A 17,932-nucleotide genomic window follows, 5' to 3' on the forward strand; every position below is an offset into this window, starting at 1 on the left:
GAAAATAAAAATAGCCCCTCTCTTACAATAAGAGAGGGGCTATTTACATTACTTAAATTATTTTACAATGTGAATTGGCATTCCAAGAGCAACTTCAGCTGCTTCCATTGTGATTTCACCTAATGTTGGGTGAGCATGGATTGTTTGAGCGATATCTTCAGCTGTCATTCCAGCTTCGATAGCTAAACCAATCTCAGAGATAATATCAGAAGCACCTGCACCTGCAACTTGAGCACCTACAAGAAGACCATCTTCTTTACGTGTTACAAGTTGTAGGAAACCGTCAGTGCTGTTTAATGATAATGCACGACCGTTAGCAGCGAATGGGAACTTAGATACAGTTACAGTCATTCCAGCTTCTTCAGCTTGTTTTTTAGTGTAACCAACAGATGCTAATTCTGGATCAGTGAAGCATACTGCAGGAATTCCGATGTAATCGATAGCTGATGCATGGCCACTAATTGCTTCTACAGCTACTTTACCTTCGTAAGAAGCTTTGTGAGCTAATGGTGGTCCAGGAACGATATCACCGATTGCATAGATGTTTGGTACATTTGTACGACATTGCTCATCGATTTCGATGATGCCGCGGTCAGTCATTTTAACTCCAACTTGCTCAAGACCGATTTCTTGAGTGTTTGGACGACGACCTACAGTTACTAATACGTAATCTGCTTCTACAGTTTGGATTTCACCTTTAACTTCAAAGCTAACTTTTACGCCAGTTTCTGTTTCTTCAACGCCTTTAGCCATAGCTTTTGTATGGATATTTACGTTACCTTTTTTCTGTAGAGCACGTTTAACAACAGAGCTCATAGCTTTTTCGAAACCAGCTAAGATTTCGTCGCCAGCTTCTACTACAGTAACTTCTGTACCGAAGTTAGCATATGCAGTACCTAATTCCATACCGATGTAACCGCCGCCGATTACAACAAGTTTTTTAGGAATTTCAGGTAAGCTTAAAGCACCTGTAGAGTTGATAACACGTTTAGAGTATTTGAATCCTGGAATTTCGATTGGTGTAGAACCAGTTGCAAGAACAGCATTTTTAAACGTATAAGTTTGAGCTGCATCTTCAGTCATAACGCGTAATGTGTTAGCATCTACGAAGTAAGCTTCACCGCGAATGATTTCAACTTTGTTACCTTTAAGAAGGCCTTCAACACCGCCAGTTAATTTCTTAACTACGCCGTTTTTCCATTCTTGAACTTTTGTAAAGTCAACTTTTACGTTCTCTGCAGTGATACCCATGTCATCAGAATGCATTGCATTCTCATAACGATGACCTGCATTGATTAACGCTTTTGAAGGAATACATCCAACGTTTAAGCATACGCCACCAAGGTTAGCTTTTTCAATAATTGCTACCTTTTGACCTAATTGTGCTGCACGAATTGCCGCAACGTATCCACCAGGACCTGCACCAACAACGACTGTATCTAATTCAATTGGGAAATCTCCTACTACCATTGTTATTACGCCTCCATTACTAATAATTGTGGGTCATTCAATAGACGTTTAATTTGGTTTAACGCTTTTTGAGCTGTTGCGCCGTCAATTAAACGATGGTCAAAGCTTAGAGATAATGCTAATACTGGAGCTGCAACGATCTCGCCATTTTTCACAACTGGTTTTTCAGCGATACGGCCGATACCAAGGATTGCTACTTCTGGGTGATTGATAACTGGAGTGAACCATTGTCCACCTGCAGAACCAATGTTTGTAATTGTGCAAGAAGCACCTTTCATTTCAGTTGGAGCTAGACGACCTTCACGTGCTTTACCAGCAAGATCGTTGATCTCGTTAGAAATAGTGAAGATAGACTTACGATCTGTATCTTTAACAACTGGTACTAATAGACCTTTGTCTGTATCAGCTGCGATACCGATGTTGAAGTAATGTTTATGAACTACTTCTTGAGATGCATCGTCTAAAGAAGTGTTTAACATTGGGTATTCACGTAATGCAGATGTTAAAGCTTTAACAACGTATGGAAGGTAAGTTAATTTAATACCTTTGTCAGCTGCTACTGCTTTGAACTTCTTACGGTGAGCAACAAGCTCAGTTACATCAACTTCATCCATTAATGTTACGTGAGGAGCTGTGTGTTTAGAGTTAACCATTGCTTTCGCAATCGCTTTACGGATACCACTCATTTTCTCACGAGTTTCTGGATATTCACCAGCTGGAATTGGTTGTGCTTTTGGTGCTTCTTCTTTCGCTGCTGCTGGAGTAGCTTCTACTGCTGCTGGAGCCTCAGTTGCTGCTACAGTTTGTCCACCATTTGCAAATGCATCGATGTCAGCTTTTACGATACGGCCGTTCTTACCAGTACCAGCTACTTTATGAATGTCTACACCTTTTTCACGAGCGTATTTACGAACAGATGGCATAGCGATTACGCGTTCATTTACTACTTCTGCAGTTGCTGCTGGAGTAGCTTCCGCTGCTGGAGCTTCTACTGCTGCTTCTTCAGCTTTTGGAGCTTCATCATGATCGTCACCTTTAAATTTAAGGTTTTCGTATCCAGGAGCATCAAATTTAATTAATGTATCTCCTACGATTGCAACTGTTCCTTCTTCTACAAGTACTTCAAGTACTTTACCTTTAACAGGAGAAGGGATTTCTACTACTGCTTTATCATTTTGTACTTCAAGAAGTACATCGTCTTCATTTACTTCATCGCCTGGTTTAATAAACCATTTTACGATTTCACCTTCGTGGATACCTTCACCGATATCTGGTAGTTTAAATTCAAATGCCACGGAATTCAGCCCCCTGATTCATTTCATTATTATGGAATATGTACAAAAGAAACCAGCATGTGCTGATTTCTTTTGCACATGAAAAACTAAAAATTAGAAGTTCATTACTTTGTTTACAGCTTCAACAATATCCTTGTGGTTTGGTAACCATACGCTCTCTGCTTGAGAGAATGGGAATACTGTATCAGCAGCTGCAACACGTACAACTGGAGCTTCTAAGTTTAAGATTGCACGGTCGTTAATTTCCGCTACAACGTTAGCTGCAATACCAGCTTGTTTTTGAGCTTCTTGAACTACAACTACGCGACCTGTTTTTTCAACAGAAGCGATGATTGTTTCGATATCTAATGGTTGAACTGTACGTAAGTCAACAACCTCTAAAGAGATACCTTCTTTTTCAAGTTCTTCAGCAGCTTTTAATGCAGCGTGAACCATAGCACCGTAAGCGATAACAGATACATCTGTACCTTCACGTTTGATATCAGCTTTACCTAAATCAATTGTGTATTCGCCTTCTGGTACATCTTGACGGAATGAACGGTACAATTTCATATGCTCTAAGTAGATAACTGGATCGTTGTCACGAATCGCAGAGATTAAAAGACCTTTAGCATCGTATGGAGTAGATGGAATAACAACTTTTAGACCAGGTTGTTGAGCCACTAATCCTTCTAAGCTATCAGCATGTAGTTCAGGAGTATGAACACCACCACCGAATGGAGAACGAACTGTTACTGGAGCAGTCCAACGTCCACCAGAACGGTAACGCATACGAGCCAATTGACCAGAAATTGAATCCATTACTTCAAAAACGAAACCGAAGAATTGGATTTCTGGAACTGGACGGAATCCTTCAAGTGCAAGACCAACTGCAAGTCCACCAATACCAGACTCTGCAAGTGGAGTATCCATTACACGATCTTCACCAAATTCAGCTTGTAAACCTTCAGTAGCACGGAATACACCGCCGTTTACACCAACGTCTTCACCAAATACAAGTACGTTAGGATCATTTTTCATTTCAACGCGTAAAGCATCAGTGATTGCTTGAATCATTGTCATTTGAGCCATGGCTTACTTCGACTCCTTTTCTTTGTAGATTTCATATTGTTCAGCTAAGTTGTAAGGCATTTTTTCGTACATGATTTCCATTAAATCAGTTACTTTTTGTTTTGGAGCTTGGTCAGCCTTAGCAATTGCTTGTTTGATATCTTCTTTTGCTTCTTCGATTACTGTCTCTTCAACTTCTTGAGACCATAGGCCTTTAGCTTCTAAGAACTTACGGAAGCGTACGATTGGGTCTTTTTGTTCCCATTCGTTTTCGATATCTTTTGTACGGTAACGAGTTGGGTCATCACCAGCCATTGTATGTGGACCGTAACGGAATGTTAAAGTCTCGATTAAAGTAGGACCTTCGCCATTTACTGCGCGCTCACGAGCGAAAGCAGTTGCTGCGTATACAGCTAATGGATCCATACCGTCTACTTGAATTCCGTAAATACCTGCTGCTACTGCTTTTTGTGCTACAGTTTTAGCTGCAGATTGCTTTTCTACTGGAGTAGAGATTGCATAACGGTTGTTTTGAACAACGAAGATTGCTGGAGCTTTGAATGCACCTGCAAAGTTCATACCTTCGTAGAAGTCACCTTGTGAAGCACCACCGTCACCAGTGTAAGTAATTGCAACAGATTTTTTACCACGTAGTTTCATACCTAACGCAACACCAGCAGTTTGGATGATTTGCGCACCGATAATGATTTGTGGAGCTAATGCATTTACATTCTCAGGCATTTGGTTACCCATGAAGTGTCCACGAGAGAATAAGAATGCTTGATATAATGGAAGTCCGTGCCATACTAATTGTGGTACATCACGGTATCCTGGTAAGATGAAGTCTTCTGCTTCAAGTGCGAAATGACTCGCTAATTGAGAAGCTTCTTGTCCAGCTGTAGGTGCGTAGAAACCTAAACGTCCTTGACGGTTTAAAGAAATAGAACGTTGATCTAATACGCGAGTATACACCATACGACGCATTAATTCTTTTAATTGATCATCAGATAATTCAGGCATAGCTGCTTCATTCACAACTTCACCGTTTTCATTTAAAATTTGTAATGTTTCAAATTGAGCTGCGATAGCTTTCATTTGCTCATCAACATTAAATAGGGTCTTTTTTGTTTTAGTACCCATTCCGTTCACCTCTTCCTCTCTTGAACCATATTCTGAAACGCTTTCACTGGCTATTTTCCAGTTTAAAAAGCGCAACGATGTAAACCAACATGTTTATCTGTCGGTTGAGAATAATTTTGTGTACCTAACAATCTGTACTAATGTTTTTTCAGAAACATATTAATACAATCTTGATCACGTTTTTTAGTTTACAACTATTCTAATTACGATGTCAATTACTTTGAATACGTTTTTTTATAAATAATATGCAGGTTTCTACTACACAAACGTGTTTTTATTTTTTACATCTGTATTAGTAAGCATTGACCTACTGTTATATTATTCCCTTTTTCACTTATTTTTTCTCTTAGAATAATATGTAAACGATTTAATTCTCTTTAGTTTTTCTCTCTTCGTAACAAAAATATACAAACTATCCTTCCTTTTTTAGGTAAATACCTATACATTTCTACCCTCTCTTCCATACATTATAGTAACCGCAGTATTAGCGGGAAATGATAAAGGAGGTCATCTCATGTACGGATACTCATATTGCTATCCAACTTGTTCATATCCTTCCTACGGTTATGGCGGTTCTTGTGGCGGGTCTGGACGCGGCTTCGCCTTAATCGTTGTGTTGTTTATTCTTTTAATTATCGTTGGTGCTGCTTGCATTCGCTAATGTAAAACGAAACAACTATGGAAAGAAAAAGACGGCTTTGCCGTCTTTTTCTGTTTATCACATACATAAATACTCTATAATAGAACGATTTCCAAAATACCTTCCCTTTCTTGCCGATGACTTTTTCCATCTCCTTTGGTAGACTAAAGAGGAAAGGAGAGATTACATATGCTTACAATGAAAGATGTTATTCGCGAAGGAGATCCTATTTTGCGCAACGTTGCAGAAGATGTTTCATTACCGGCAAGCGAAAAAGATACAACTACCCTAAAAGAAATGATTGAATTTGTAATAAATAGCCAAGATCCTGAAATGGCTGAAAAATATAGTTTACGCCCTGGAATCGGATTAGCGGCTCCGCAAATCGGTGTTTCAAAAAAAATGATTGCAGTTCATGTAACCGATGCGGACGGTACATTATATAGCCATGCATTATTCAATCCAAAAATCATTAGCCATTCTGTTGAACGTACATATTTACAGGGCGGTGAAGGCTGTCTATCTGTAGACCGCGAAGTACCTGGTTATGTTCCTCGTTATACAAGAATTACAGTAAAAGCAACTTCTATTAACGGGGAAGAAGTAAAATTACGTTTAAAAGGTTTACCAGCAATCGTATTCCAACACGAGATTGACCATTTAAATGGCGTTATGTTCTATGACCATATCAATAAAGAAAATCCTTTTGCCGCTCCTGATGATTCCAAACCTCTAGAGCGATAATAATAAAGAGGCGGAAGTTAATCTTCCGCCTCTTTATTATGAAATGGGTTCCATATTCACTTATAGCAATCCAGCCCACTTTAGTCCATGATATATACCGTCTTCACTAACATCCTTTGTCACATGATTTGCAAGCTTTTTCAAGTCTTCATGGCCATTTCCCATCACAATACCTGTGCCAACGGCTTCGATCATTTCTAAATCATTTAAACCATCTCCAAATGCATACACTTGATCACGATTAAAACCTAACTTTTCAATGTATTTCTCAATTCCTTTTGCCTTAGAACCACCATTCGGAATGATATCCATTGAATATGCATGCCAACGAATAAAATGAAAATCTGGATAATGATTAATAAACTTTTCCTCTTCATTTACTTCACAAAAAAGTAGTGTTTGATAAATATTACGTTCCTCATAAAAATTAGGCTCATATGGTGGATGCTCAAAGTTTAAGCTTCCAAAGCCTTCTTTCACATAATCATGATATTCCACTGATGCTCTCATATCTTGATGGTCAAGATATACAAGTGGATATCCTTCTTGTTTTGCAAACTGAGTAAACTTATGTAAAGAATCTGGATGTAACGGATTATTAAATATTACCTCATCTTCAAAGACAACGTATTGTCCATTAAAACTAACATAATTATGTATATCAAGTTCCTTACGAATATCTTCGAACATAAATGGCGCGCGCCCTGTCGCAATTGCTACATGTACACCTTTTTCTTGTAACTGTTTTACTGCATCTCGTGTAGATTGTGGAATTTTTTTATCATGATCTAATAATGTTCCATCAATATCAAAAAAGACAATTTTATCATTCATTTGTCAAAATCCTTTCTGGTACTCTATATTCCTATTTTGAATATCACTTTTCAAATTCTAAAAAAAAGTATAACATATTAAACATCTGTGAAGAAAGCGTTCCCTTTCTGACCTTATTTGTAAACTTTGCATATATATATTAGTAAAACATGTGGATACTTGTTCGGATGAATTTTCTTTTCCATTCTTCCTCATACTATACCTATAACTAACGGCTACTAATCGTTACTATAGAATAACTTTCACTGTATGGGAAAGGACAAGACTCACCATTCACTTTTGTCCTATCTCTTATATCAGAGATAGAATTTTCACTAGTAATATGCATGTTTAAAATAAGGAAAGGAAGGAGTAATCATGCTGAAGAAGCTGAAGAAAAAGCTCAAGCGTTATTTAAACGGTCTAGTCCGTAAAAAGACAATCGCTTAAATTGTGCCCATTTCGGGCTTTTTCTTCATTCTCATTCGAAAAAACATGAAAATCGTGACTGTTTGCTTTATAATAAGTAACAGATAATGCAAAACATAGACAAGGAGAGGTTTTCCAAATGATTTTTAAAGTATTTTATCAAGAAAAATTAACTGAGGTTCCAGTACGTGAAAATACAAAAGTTTTATATTTAGAGGCTACGTCTGAAAAGGATGTTCGTACAAAATTAAATAAGTTCGCATATAATATCGAGTTTGTTCAGTCTGTTACTGGCGCTCATCTTGAATATGAAAAAGAAAACGCTGATTTAACATTAGCGGAAATCGTATAGCGATATGAAATTTCTAAAAAACGACCAAGTTGCTGTATTTGCTCTCGGTGGGCTTGGTGAAATCGGTAAAAATACATACGCTGTTCAATTTCAAGATGAAATTATTATAATTGATGCTGGAATTAAATTTCCAGAGGACGAACTTCTCGGAATCGATTATGTAATACCAGACTACACTTATTTTGTGCGAAACGAAGATAAAATTAAAGGGTTATTCATTACACATGGTCACGAAGATCATATCGGCGGAATCCCTTACCTATTACGTCAAGTGAACATCCCGATTTACGGCGGAAAATTAGCAATTGCACTCATCAAAAACAAATTAGAAGAACACGGCTTACTTCGTAAAGCAAAACTTTACGAAATTCAAGAAGATGACGTTATTAAATTCAAAAAAACGTCTGTATCCTTCTTCCGTACAACTCACAGTATTCCAGATTCGTACGGCGTTGTTGTGAAAACACCTCAAGGTCAAGTTGTTCATACAGGTGATTTCAAATTTGATTTCACACCAGTTGGTGAACCAGCTGATTTAACAAAAATGGCTGAAATCGGTAAAGATGGCGTGCTATGTCTATTATCTGATAGTACGAACAGTGAAGTTCCAAACTTTACTATGTCTGAGCGTCGCGTTGGTGATAGCATTCAAGACATTTTCCGTAAAGTAGACGGACGGATTATATTCGCAACCTTTGCATCAAATATTCACCGCTTACAACAAGTTATTGAAGCTGCTGTTGAAAACAACCGTAAAGTAGCTGTGTTTGGTCGAAGTATGGAAGCAGCGATTGAAATCGGACAAAACCTTGGTTATATTCGTTGCCCGAAAGATACATTCATAGATGCATCTCAACTAAACCGCTTACCAGCTAATAAAGTTGTTATTTTATGTACAGGTAGTCAAGGTGAACCGATGGCAGCACTTTCACGTATTGCAAACGGTACACACCGCCAAATTCAAATTATTCCTGGAGATACAGTTGTTTTCTCTTCTTCACCAATTCCAGGAAATACAATTAGCGTAAGTCGTACAATTAACATGTTGTACCGCGCTGGCGCTGATGTAATTCACGGGAAACTTTCAAATATCCATACAAGTGGACACGGTGGACAAGAAGAACAAAAGTTAATGTTACGTCTAATTAAACCGAAGTACTTCATGCCAATTCATGGTGAATATCGTATGCAGCGTATGCACATGAACATAGCAAATGATTGTGGTATCCCTGAAGAAAATTGCTTCATTATGGATAATGGCGATGTTCTTGCTTTACGTTCTGATGAAGCTAGCGTAGCTGGAAAAATCCCATCTGGTTCGGTCTACATTGATGGAAACGGTATTGGGGATATCGGCAATATCGTATTACGAGATCGTCGTATCCTTTCTGAAGAAGGACTTGTAATTGTAGTTGTAAGCATTGATATGAAAGAATTTAAAGTTGCAGCAGGACCTGATATCATCTCACGCGGTTTCGTTTACATGCGTGAAAGCAGCGATTTAATCAATGATGCACAAACATTAATTACAACTCATTTAGAAAAAGTAATGGAGCGTAAAACAACACAATGGTCTGAAATTAAAAATGAAATTACAGACACATTAGCTCCATTCCTATATGAGAAAACGAAACGCCGTCCAATGATTTTACCAATCATTATGGAAATATAAGAAAAAGGACAATGCTATGAAGGCATTGTCCTTTTCTTTTCTCTTATCTTAAAAAGTGTTTAAATCGATCCACTTCATCGTCATGACCAATGACAATTAATATATCTCCTGCTTGAATATTCTCCGTAGCCCGAGGGGATACGATAACTTCTTTACCTCGTTTAATTGCTACAATATTCAATCCAAACTTCGCACGAATATCTAATTCAATTAAAGAGTGCCCATCAATTTTTTTATTCGCAATAATCTCTACAATACTATGCTCATCTGAAAGCTCAAGGTAGTCTAACACATTGCTTGATGCAATATTATTAGCAATCCTTTTTCCCATATCACGTTCTGGATGCACAATATGATCTGCACCTATTTTACTTAACACTTTTTCATGATAATCATTTTGAGCTTTTACAGTAATATTTTTTACACCCAATTCTTTCAAAATCAAAGTAGTTAAAATACTTGAATTTAAATTATCTCCAATAGCAACGACTACGTGATCAAAATTTCGAATACCAAGGCTTTTTAATACCATCTCATCTGTTGAATCTGCAATTACAGCATGCGAAGCTATATTTGCAAATTCATTAATTTTATCCTCATCTGAATCGATTGCCATTACTTCCATACCTAATTGAGCTAGTTCTCGGCAAATACTTCCACCAAAGCGACCAAGTCCAATGACAGCAAACTCTTTTTCTTTCTCACCCACAGGAATTCCTCCAATAACTTCAAGTACTATTTATTTTCAGTGTAACACACTTTATATGCGTCACAAAAACTGTAATTAGCTCTTATTTTTGTTTTTGTATATAAAAATATTGTTGCAAGTAAAAAGCGATACCAACAAGTAACATAGCAAATACAAATATATTTCCAAACGAACTAAATGTTTCAAAAACGAATAATAATGTTTCTTGACCAAAAAAGGCAAATAGCAGCTGTATGAATGCAAATAACAACGCCCATATGTAATGATGTTGATGAAATAAATAATGCGTTGCACCTAAAAAAGCAATAAACGAAAAGATAAAGATCCACCAATTTTCTAAAAATAGTTGCCAATTAGAAAATTGATATCCATTTACTAATATCGCAATAAGCGCGATAACTGCCATCGTCGGCACACTCCAAAATAATGCCCGTCCTCTAAAGAAACGAGTGCCTTTAACATCTCCTTTTTCATGTGCAATATATGTTAGTACTACTGTGCTTATATACAAAACAGAAAGAATTGTTAAAACGATAATGAGCCAAAAATGTAATTGATAATATTCATGTTCTATATTTGTCACGATTGCAGCTAACATACACGGAATTAACATTCCCGTCCAACCATCTACTTTTCTTTCATTCCAAAAGACCGTATTACCAATCCTTATTCCTAACAGCATAAAAATAATGATACCCAATACAAATAACGTAGTTTTATTCCCTACTAAACTCGTTGAGAAAGCAATTAATCCAATAAATAAAAAGAGCACAAACCCATTCATAATTTCTAGTACAGGTGATAAATATCTCTTCACCCATTTGTATGTTTCGTCATATTCATTATTATCTACTAGACGATAGGCATAAAAACTTATCCCAAAATAAACCGCCGCAATAATAACATACGCATATAAGACGAAACATAAAATCGCACTGCTAATTTGCACGTAATTCCCCACCCTTTTTTCTATGTTTCACATTGATTTTACACACTTTTCATACTAAAAGTAAACATATATAAGTTAGTCAAATAATTAATAATGAGCAGTGGCTAAAAACCCCCTGCTCATTATTAAAACAGTCCAATTAACTTTATTCTTTCATTTGTATATAAACGCCTAAAATCAATCTATACGAGCGTTACTTACACCTCAGAACAAAATTTTTTTTGGAAACTTCAAGAAAGCGGAAGTTTTATTTTCTATTCCCTTTCCACTTTACATATTGGCTTAAAAATGTAATTGCCTTTTCAATCACTTCTTCGTCTGGCTTTAATTTCGCATGATGTAAACCATATTCTGAATTTACTCCAAGCCAAAACATAAATCCAGGGATTTCTCGAAGCATATAACCAAAATCTTCACCTGTCATTGCCTCAGTACATGTAATAACATTCATATCTGTTTGTTTATGTACAAATTGCATAAACTCTCTCGTTAACTCTTCATGGTTATATACTTGATGATACATTGCTCCGTAATCTATAATCGCCTCACACTGGAAAGAAGCTTCGATACCTGCAACAATTGCCTCAATTCTGCTTTTCACACGCTTCATTGATTCTACTGATAATGTTCGAATCGTTCCTTCTAAACGAGATTTTTCTGCAATAATATTTTGAACCGTACCACCTGTAATTTTTCCGATTGTAATTACTGCACTATCAAGAGGATTTACATTGCGACTAATAACGGATTGAAGCTGTGTAACAAGATGACTCGCTGCAACAATCATATCATTTGCAGTATGCGGATAGGCAGCATGGCCACCTTTCCCTTTTAAATCGATATATAATTCTGAAGTATTGGCAAATAACAGTCCTTCTTTCGTTGCAATTGTCCCTACAGCGTATTCTGGTGCAATATGAAGACCAAGAATTATATTTGGTTTCCATTCTTTTAACTCTTCACTTTCTAACATAGGAAGAGCACCGCCTGGTCCTTCTTCTGCTGGCTGGAATAGAAATACAAGGTCATCATCTATTCTTTCGCTCACAGCTTTCGTTAGAAGGCCTAAACCGATTGTTGTATGTACATCATGGCCACATGCATGCATCATTCCTTCATGAATAGAAGCAAACTCATATCCAGTTTCCTCTGTAATTGGTAAACCGTCTATATCTGCACGATAACCTATTATTTTTTCTGGATTTTTTCCATTTACTTTAACGATTACACCCGTTTTCCATGTCTTCACTTCCACAAATTCATGAGAAAGCGTTCCTATATAATCTAAAATATACTGTTGTGTTTTCCATTCCTTAAATCCGATTTCTGGAATTCTATGTAGATCTCTACGAATTTGGACAAATTTGCTTACTGTCATTTTTGCACCTCTATCTATAAAAAGCGTAAGAGCCCATTTACGCTCTTACGCTTTTTTTTCTTTTTATTTCTCTGGGTTTAATTGACGAAGCTCTTGTTTAATTTCTGTTTTTGCTTTTGTCTTCTCATCAATTTCTTTAATTACACGTGCTGGAGTACCTGCAACAACTGTGTATGGAGGCACATCTTCTGTTACAACAGCTCCCGCTGCTACAACTGCACCTTTACCTACTGTAACACCCTCTAAAACAACTACGTTTGCACCGATTACTACATCATCTTCAACGATAACTGGTTTTGCAGAAGGTGGCTCAATAACACCTGCAAGTACAGCACCTGCACCTACGTGACAGTTTTTACCGACTGTTGCACGTCCACCAAGTACTGCGTTCATGTCGATCATAGAACCTTCACCAATTACAGCACCAATGTTAATTGTTGCATTCATCATAATTACAGCGTTGTCACCAATTTCAACATGGTCACGAATAATAGCACCGGGCTCGATGCGAGCTTTAATACCTTTTAAATCAAGCATTGGGATTGCAGAATTACGACGATCGTTTTCTACAACGTAGTCAACGATGTGCTTATTATTCTCATCAAGAATTGTCTTAATTTCAGACCATTCTCCGAATAATACACCTGATTTTTTATTCACAAATGCTTGTACTGTTTCAGGGAATGTTACTTCTTTTAAATCCCCTTTTATGTATACCTTTACAGGAGTTTTCTTTTCACTTTTTTGAATAAACGAAATAATTTCGTTAGCGTCCATCATTTTCATTCTTGTTGCCTCCTAAATCCATTTATAATGTTACTCTACCAAACGAAAGAGCGAGTAGCAAGATAATAATCTTATTTTTCCCTTTGAATTTCTTCTATAATTTCTAAAAATGCTTGTACTTGCTTCAACTGCCTTGCTGAGTCACTTGTTAACAACCATGTTTCTCTCGTCAATTGAACAGGTGTTTTATACATATTTTCCTGTACTTCCTTTAAAACAGTAGAAGGTAAAAGGGCATAACCTATACCATTTAAAACAAGTTGTTTGCATGTTTCAATTTGGTCAACTACAATCGTTCGCTTAGGCGGATTAGAAAATAAACCATACCACCAATTTTGTATTTGTCCATAATAAGTCGAGTCACTTTTAAATTGAATGAACGGCCTATTTGTTTCTTTTAGCATCGAAATATCTTTTATTTCTTTATCAACTAAATACAGTTCATCTTCAAATAATTTTTGCTTTTGACCTTTATATTCTTGTGTTCCCCTCAGTATAGCAACATGAACGTCTCCTTCATAAAACTGCTTTTGCACTTCACTACTCCATCCAGTAAACAGCGATATCTTTACAGAAGGATATTTATGCACAAACTTTTTCAAAACAGGAGGAAGCCAATATTGACCAATAACTGATGCAACAGCTATTTTTAACGTTCCATGCGTTTCCGTTCTAAAAACAGCTAGCTCACTTTTTATATCCTCTTCCTTTTGCAACATTTCTTTGGCATAATTTGCAACTTTTTCCCCTTCAGGTGTAATTGTCAATCCTTTTTGTGAGCGAATAAAAAACTTCATTCCCCATTGTTTCTCCATAGATTGTAATCGTTGACTCAGCGCAGGTTGGGAAACAAATAAACGTTCCGCCGCTTTTCTCATATTTGATTCCTGAGCTAACACAACCATCATTTGAAAATCATCAATTTGCAACTTTCTCCCTCTTTCCTTAGCTTCCATACACCTTATTTCAACAAGCTTTCATTCAGAAAATACAATTTTCCAGCGCAAACTTTCCTTATGTTTTATGTCTTTTTAAATATAATACATACACAAGTGATATGCACGAAAAAAAGTGACTTCTTCGTTTCTATGAAGTCACTTTTCTCACGTTATCGATTATGTTGCCTTACTTTCTTATTCAACAATTTTAAAATAGCACGACGTGTTAAAATCCCCTCAAAATAGCCTTCTTCATTAACAGCACAAATAAAAGGATGATCAATTGTCATTTCTAAAGCTTTTGCAAATGAATCTTCTAATCTAAGAAAAGGTATATCTTCCTTCATCACCTGCTCTACTTTCATATCATCAAGTCTTTCAAACTCAATACGCTCTAATCCTAACATACCATCTAATATCATGGCAGTACTAATCAAACCATGTAATTTATACATTGGATCTAAGACAGGTATCGCCGAATATCCAGATTTCACAAGAACGAGTAAAGCATGTTCTAAACCATTTCCAATTTGGACATGAGCTACTTTTTCCGATGAAATCATTAAATCCTTCACAAGAATTTGTTGAAATTCGTCTTTCGGAATACTAATCATATTACATCCCCCATTTTCCCTTTTTCCTGCTTATGTTCATAACTCTATTCACATTTTATGACAGCGTTTTCATATTATTATTTTGTCCTAAATTTATTTCAATAAAAATACAATCACACAGCTATTTTAGCATACAGCACAAAAAAAAGACTACCATTCCGGTAGCGCTTAATACCCTTTATTTTTTAATCTGTAAAATAACCTTGTGATTTTTTTATATTGCATCACATCCGTCTGTTTCAAACCATTCTCAATATCTGTAAGTTCCACAGCTAAAATTTCACTTGCATAATTTTGCTGAAATAAAATATCTAGTAGTAAACTTTCTTCTTCCTTCGTTAAAACAACTTCCCTTTGCATATACCCCTCTCCTTACAATCGCATCGTTACTCTTATTATATAAAAAATTTAACCTATTTAATAGATGTAATATTCAGTTTTTACCAAAAGATATGTAGCAATTGTAAACATACAAAAAGTCATTTCGTATATCGATTTGCATAGCTAAACGCCGCATAAGCATCCGGCTTAATTTTTGCAGTTAATCCCATCGCTCGAATTTTTTCTGTCATATCTAAAATAAATTCCTTTGTTAAACCATCATTCCCAATGTCTAAATGAATTTCCATTATGAATCCAGCCCCATCTTGAGCATAAGGATGCAATAACTCCCATATTGTTTGTATATGAGTAGGTGTAAATAGACATGCGATTTCTTGACTAAACTGCGTTTCTAAATATATTTTCTCACGTAAGGTTGCTGGCTTATCTTTTACTGATCTATGGTGTAAACAACCCCAGCCACCTTTTCCAACACGATGAATATGGATTGCTGTAATAAACCTCGTATCCTTTTGATGTGCTTGCGAGTCTGTCCCAATGGATAATCGATATAAATTTCGTGGATCCTTTTCAATGAAACTACAAATACGGCTAAAGACCATATCAAAATTTAAATGTCTCTCTGAAACATTGTAAAATTTATGTGCACCGTCCACAGAGTCACGTCCTTTCAATTAGACAGACTTTTCGTATTCTCATTGTATGGGACAAAAACTAAAATTATAACTTCCTATCCTTTATTCGTTTCAATATTTCGAATTACAAAGTGACAAACTTGGCACGTATAAATTACATTTTGATTAGATTGAGCCGTTAATACATGAGTAATCTCAGCAGAGCTTTGACAATTAGGACAAATCACAACTGGTAAATGTTCCATACGATAACCTCCTAGTTATATTTCTCCCACTATTTGCAGAACCCAGCAATTGTGAGAAGTTTAGCTTCACATATTCATCCGGTTGGCGGGACTACTTATCCACATGGATAGGCAAACTTACACAGATTAAATTTTCATTTTAATACCATTGTAGGAAAAATAAAAAAATTCTATACATTACGCTGGAAAGTAATAGAACTAAAAAAGGTACTGCCATATGGCAGTACCTTTTTTATATGTATCAAGAAATGATATCGTAAATCTCAATTGCAACCATGTCGATATTATCGAATTGGTACACTTGAGGTTTTTCACCTTGTTGATACACTTCTAACTCATACATTTCACTTTTATCGAAAAATTTCACGCTACATTTGCGCTCACCGTTCACTTCAAAATAGCGTTGTGCTACTTCACCGCTTTCAGCTTGTTCTTGTAGACTAACAAGTCGAGTTAAAATTCCTTGGAGTAGAGACATGAAATCTCTCCTTTCTCTGATCTTCCTACCAATAGGTTTTACAGCTATACTCATTCTATCCGTCATAACAGAAAAAATGTTCCACACTCTAGGATAAAGGTTATTGGCCAGAAACTCAACTAAAAATTTGTCGAAATGCGAAGGAAAAAACAGAAAGAACATATTTCCCCTTCTTTATTGCGGTTTTTATACTGGAAGAATATAATAAAAAACAGAAAAAAGGAGGAATTACAATGAAAAAAATTGAGGTTTATACACAACCTGATTGTCCGCCATGTGTTATTGTTAAAGAATTTTTGAAGCATAATAACGTTGCATATGAAGAATTTGACGTAAAAAAAGACGCTGCTGCTCGCAATCGTCTTTTAAACGACTATGATTCTTATTCAACTCCAACAGTCGTAATTGATGGCGAAGTAGTTGCAGGTTTTCAAATTGAAAAGTTACAAAAACTACTCAATATAGAATAGGAATAGGTAAATACCTATTCCTATTCTTATCCCGCTATTTGTAGGTAGTAAAACCCAAAAAATTTAGCTAAAGCAAAGGAGTTAGATGGGCTAGTAATCCCTCCCACTGATTAAAAGTTTCACTTTATAATTGTTGCAACCTTTTTATTTCAGTTAAGAGTTCCTGACTTTCATGATATCCTGCTAACTTCCATTTATCTTGATCCCTTTTCAATGTTACAATTTGATATTGTCCACTTTTTGTCCGCTCATATACATATAAATTTTTATGTTCTTCATCATACGATATTTTCGTTTCTGAATTAAAAGAAAACGGTGCTTCTTTTGCCGGAAGTAAATATTCACCACTTTGTTTATCACTTCTGCTATTTTCATCTGTAAACACTTGAAGGAAATTATCTGTAAAATACGGTGATAACGTCTCTATCATCTTATTCATCGGCAAATGCTTCCCACGAATTGAAAACTGGGTTTCATAGCCTTTTTGTATCGTTGTAAATACTTCTTTCCGATCAACTTTCACTTCCTCTTTCCCTAAAACAGTCGTAACACTATAACCAACTAGAAAGGCAACACATACAAATAGAACAAGCCATATTCCATATTTCCTCATTTTTTCACCTTCCTTTTAAAAGAACTTGTCTTTGTAGTATTCATTGTAACAATGATTATGCAAAGAAAGGACAGATTTCGTTCGTAAAATCTTTACAACGATAGACAGCATTTTCATCACCATTTTCACTATTACCAATTTATGATAAAAACAAACAAAAAATGCACGAA

21 protein-coding genes are annotated in these 17,932 nt (G+C 36.1%); 5 read left to right on the forward strand and 16 right to left on the reverse strand.

The genetic code is table 11. The annotated features are described in order from the left end of the window. Window positions 1-57: 57 nt before the first annotated feature. The 4 genes from lpdA to pdhA all read right to left on the reverse strand — a co-directional run bounded on the left by lpdA (window position 58) and on the right by pdhA (window position 4,955). Window positions 58-1,470 (reverse strand): dihydrolipoyl dehydrogenase, encoded by a 1,413-nt coding sequence (gene lpdA / locus DOS87_RS22070; RefSeq protein WP_000260104.1) that lies wholly within the window; start codon window positions 1,468-1,470, stop codon window positions 58-60. A gap of 5 nt (window positions 1,471-1,475) precedes the next feature. Then, window positions 1,476-2,765, reverse strand: a complete 1,290-nt coding sequence (gene pdhC, locus DOS87_RS22075) for a pyruvate dehydrogenase complex dihydrolipoyllysine-residue acetyltransferase (RefSeq protein WP_000863420.1) — start codon at window positions 2,763-2,765, stop codon at window positions 1,476-1,478. Window positions 2,766-2,858: 93 nt separating this feature from the next. Then, a complete protein-coding gene (gene pdhB / locus DOS87_RS22080) occupies window positions 2,859-3,836 on the reverse strand; it encodes a pyruvate dehydrogenase complex E1 component subunit beta (protein WP_000068163.1) in 978 nt (325 codons plus the stop codon). Window positions 3,837-3,839: 3 nt separating this feature from the next. Next, the gene (gene pdhA / locus DOS87_RS22085) at window positions 3,840-4,955 is read right to left on the reverse strand and encodes a pyruvate dehydrogenase E1 component subunit alpha (protein WP_000536895.1); all 1,116 of its coding nucleotides are present in this window, start codon (window positions 4,953-4,955) and stop codon (window positions 3,840-3,842) included. A gap of 514 nt (window positions 4,956-5,469) precedes the next feature. Between pdhA and DOS87_RS22090 the strand changes: the two genes are divergently transcribed. Continuing rightward, the gene (locus DOS87_RS22090) at window positions 5,470-5,616 is read left to right on the forward strand and encodes a YjcZ family sporulation protein (protein ID WP_000274562.1); all 147 of its coding nucleotides are present in this window, start codon (window positions 5,470-5,472) and stop codon (window positions 5,614-5,616) included. 168 nt (window positions 5,617-5,784) lie between these two features. Further along, window positions 5,785-6,339 carry a peptide deformylase gene (gene def, locus DOS87_RS22095; protein ID WP_000957043.1) on the forward strand — a complete coding sequence of 185 codons (555 nt, stop codon included), beginning with the start codon at window positions 5,785-5,787 and terminating at the stop codon, window positions 6,337-6,339. 60 nt (window positions 6,340-6,399) lie between these two features. Here def and DOS87_RS22100 read toward each other — a convergent pair whose 3' ends face one another. Further along, the gene (locus DOS87_RS22100; RefSeq protein ID WP_000998271.1) at window positions 6,400-7,173 is read right to left on the reverse strand and encodes a Cof-type HAD-IIB family hydrolase; all 774 of its coding nucleotides are present in this window, start codon (window positions 7,171-7,173) and stop codon (window positions 6,400-6,402) included. 547 nt (window positions 7,174-7,720) lie between these two features. Between DOS87_RS22100 and DOS87_RS22105 the strand changes: the two genes are divergently transcribed. Next, the gene (locus DOS87_RS22105; protein ID WP_000576435.1) at window positions 7,721-7,933 is read left to right on the forward strand and encodes a DNA-dependent RNA polymerase subunit epsilon; all 213 of its coding nucleotides are present in this window, start codon (window positions 7,721-7,723) and stop codon (window positions 7,931-7,933) included. 4 nt (window positions 7,934-7,937) lie between these two features. Further along, on the forward strand, window positions 7,938-9,605 hold the full coding sequence (gene rnjA / locus DOS87_RS22110) for a ribonuclease J1 (RefSeq protein WP_000670375.1): 1,668 nt from the start codon (window positions 7,938-7,940) through the stop codon (window positions 9,603-9,605). 43 nt (window positions 9,606-9,648) lie between these two features. Here the strand turns inward: rnjA and DOS87_RS22115 are convergent, their stop codons facing one another. From DOS87_RS22115 to DOS87_RS22160, 10 genes are all read right to left on the reverse strand, one after another. Further along, window positions 9,649-10,314: a potassium channel family protein gene (locus tag DOS87_RS22115; RefSeq protein WP_000504032.1), complete on the reverse strand. Its 666-nt coding sequence runs from the start codon at window positions 10,312-10,314 to the stop codon at window positions 9,649-9,651. Window positions 10,315-10,396: 82 nt separating this feature from the next. Continuing rightward, window positions 10,397-11,263 (reverse strand): hypothetical protein, encoded by an 867-nt coding sequence (locus DOS87_RS22120; RefSeq protein ID WP_001167320.1) that lies wholly within the window; start codon window positions 11,261-11,263, stop codon window positions 10,397-10,399. Window positions 11,264-11,510: 247 nt separating this feature from the next. Next, the gene (locus tag DOS87_RS22125; RefSeq protein ID WP_000218671.1) at window positions 11,511-12,641 is read right to left on the reverse strand and encodes an N-acetyldiaminopimelate deacetylase; all 1,131 of its coding nucleotides are present in this window, start codon (window positions 12,639-12,641) and stop codon (window positions 11,511-11,513) included. 63 nt (window positions 12,642-12,704) lie between these two features. Continuing rightward, window positions 12,705-13,427, reverse strand: coding sequence for a 2,3,4,5-tetrahydropyridine-2,6-dicarboxylate N-acetyltransferase (gene dapD, locus DOS87_RS22130; RefSeq protein ID WP_000783241.1), 723 nt, complete (start codon window positions 13,425-13,427; stop codon window positions 12,705-12,707). A gap of 71 nt (window positions 13,428-13,498) precedes the next feature. Continuing rightward, complete coding sequence (locus DOS87_RS22135) at window positions 13,499-14,383, reverse strand: transcriptional regulator CcpC (protein ID WP_003261853.1); 885 nt, start codon at window positions 14,381-14,383, stop codon at window positions 13,499-13,501. Window positions 14,384-14,535: 152 nt separating this feature from the next. Beyond that, window positions 14,536-14,979 (reverse strand): cyclic-di-AMP-binding protein CbpB, encoded by a 444-nt coding sequence (gene cbpB, locus DOS87_RS22140; RefSeq protein ID WP_098578376.1) that lies wholly within the window; start codon window positions 14,977-14,979, stop codon window positions 14,536-14,538. A gap of 168 nt (window positions 14,980-15,147) precedes the next feature. After that, the gene (gene abbA / locus DOS87_RS22145; RefSeq protein ID WP_001188692.1) at window positions 15,148-15,339 is read right to left on the reverse strand and encodes an antirepressor AbbA; all 192 of its coding nucleotides are present in this window, start codon (window positions 15,337-15,339) and stop codon (window positions 15,148-15,150) included. A gap of 119 nt (window positions 15,340-15,458) precedes the next feature. Beyond that, complete coding sequence (locus DOS87_RS22150; protein WP_098578377.1) at window positions 15,459-15,977, reverse strand: ribonuclease H-like YkuK family protein; 519 nt, start codon at window positions 15,975-15,977, stop codon at window positions 15,459-15,461. Between the two features lie 74 nt (window positions 15,978-16,051). After that, window positions 16,052-16,201: a hypothetical protein gene (locus DOS87_RS22155; protein ID WP_000400650.1), complete on the reverse strand. Its 150-nt coding sequence runs from the start codon at window positions 16,199-16,201 to the stop codon at window positions 16,052-16,054. Between the two features lie 241 nt (window positions 16,202-16,442). Next, window positions 16,443-16,679, reverse strand: coding sequence for a YkuJ family protein (locus tag DOS87_RS22160; protein ID WP_000055151.1), 237 nt, complete (start codon window positions 16,677-16,679; stop codon window positions 16,443-16,445). 233 nt (window positions 16,680-16,912) lie between these two features. Here DOS87_RS22160 and DOS87_RS22165 point away from each other — a divergent pair, with 233 nt between their 5' ends. Then, complete coding sequence (locus tag DOS87_RS22165) at window positions 16,913-17,149, forward strand: glutaredoxin family protein (protein WP_000717872.1); 237 nt, start codon at window positions 16,913-16,915, stop codon at window positions 17,147-17,149. A gap of 124 nt (window positions 17,150-17,273) precedes the next feature. Here the strand turns inward: DOS87_RS22165 and DOS87_RS22170 are convergent, their stop codons facing one another. After that, window positions 17,274-17,762: a DUF3993 domain-containing protein gene (locus DOS87_RS22170; protein ID WP_001233816.1), complete on the reverse strand. Its 489-nt coding sequence runs from the start codon at window positions 17,760-17,762 to the stop codon at window positions 17,274-17,276. Between the last annotated feature and the right edge of the window lie 170 nt (window positions 17,763-17,932).

The sequence above is a fragment of the Bacillus sp. CR71 genome (genome assembly GCF_003429245.1).
GTDB classification, from domain to species: domain Bacteria; phylum Bacillota; class Bacilli; order Bacillales; family Bacillaceae_G; genus Bacillus_A; species Bacillus_A thuringiensis_S.